Annotated in this window: 1 protein-coding gene and 1 pseudogene; both read left to right on the forward strand. The window is 62.0% G+C overall.

The features are described from left to right. Positions 1 to 118 precede the first annotated feature (118 nt). Entirely contained in the window at positions 119 to 967 is an 849-nt protein-coding gene (locus NW809_RS12575) for a M28 family peptidase (RefSeq protein WP_011430871.1), read from the forward strand. 246 nt (positions 968 to 1,213) lie between these two features. Next, positions 1,214 to 1,400, forward strand: a pseudogene (locus NW809_RS12580) (hypothetical protein); the annotation flags it as partial.

A 1,400-nucleotide genomic window follows, 5' to 3' on the forward strand; every position in this document is an offset into this window, starting at 1 on the left:
ACCTAGGGGAGCCTGGGCTGCCGTTTCAGGTGTTGGCGGGAAGGGCGGGATCCCACAGCCACTTTACTCTGGAGCTGGCTCGCCAAGTCCACGCTCAAGCCCTCGCCGGACAAGAAAAGTGACCCGAGAGCCCAATCTGCAACAGCGCCTCCGGGAGCACCTGCAGCAAGTAGCTCAGCCCCGCGATCCCGACTGGTCGCCTTTGGGCCATCGGCAGGTGGAGCAGTATGTCCAAAAACAGCTTTCCGAGTGCGGCCCGGTGGAGCCCTTCCCCTTTGAGGCCAATGGCTGCCAGCACCGCAACTGGATCTTGAAATTGCCGGGATCCCAGCCTGGCCGCAGGCCCATTTTAATCGGGGCCCACTTCGACGCCGCGCCTGCTACCCCCGGCGCCGACGACAACGCCAGCGGCGTGGCGGTGTTGCTGGAGTTGGCCCGCCATTTTGCCGCCGAGCCCGCCCCTTCCCCCCTGTGGCTAGTGGCCTTCGACCTAGAAGAGCGGGGCCTGCTAGGGAGCAAAGCCTACGCCCGCTTTCTCAGACAACAGCGCCAACCCCTGCGGCTGATGCTCTCTCTGGAGATGCTGGGCTACCGGGATCCCACCCCCGGATCCCAGCGCTACCCCGCCGGCCTGGAGCGGCTCTACCCCGACCGGGGAGATTACATCGGTCTCATTGGCAACTGGCCCGCCCTGGGGGATCTGCTTAGGCTGCAGCGCGGTTTTCAGCAGGTGGGGATCCCGTGTTGCTGGCTGCCAGCCGGCCAGCGGGGTTTGTTCCTGCCGGTTACCCGCCTCAGCGACCACTCCCCCTTTTGGGATGCGGGCTACCCTGCGGCTATGGTGACCGACACCGCCTTTTTGCGCAACCCCCACTACCACAAGCTGAGCGACACCCTCGAGACCCTAGATCTTGCCTTTTTGAGTGGGGTCTGCCGCGGCTTGAGGCAGGGTCTTGGATCCCTCTAGGCCGTGAGATCCCTCGATTCCCAACTCCCCTCTCCCTCTGGGAGAGGGGCTGGGGGTGAAGGCCAGCGGCGCGGGGCGCTTGGGCAGGCCTCCTCAGTACGGAGATCGCTCCAGGAGTTTCGCGATCCCTCGACTCCCGCTTGGGCGACAGAGGGAGATAATAGGCGGCATAGGCAAAGAGGGGAAAAGTTTGCCAAAAAACCTCCCTTAGCCTTTTGGGTCAAAACTTTCACAGGAGCCTTTTTCATGAATACCTTCGCCCAAGCCCCCAAAAAGTGCGTCTCTGCCGTTTTCAAAGAAGAAGCCAAAGTCCAAGAGTGCATCCAGCGCCTGCTCAACCGCGGTATCCCCAACGACCGCATCTCCATCATTGGCCGCAACTTTCAAACGGAAGCCAAAATTAGTGGCTTTATCACTCGCAAAGATGTGGTTC

The sequence above is a fragment of the Synechococcus sp. WC101 genome, from assembly GCF_047461555.1.
GTDB lineage: Bacteria > Cyanobacteriota > Cyanobacteriia > Thermostichales > Thermostichaceae > Thermostichus.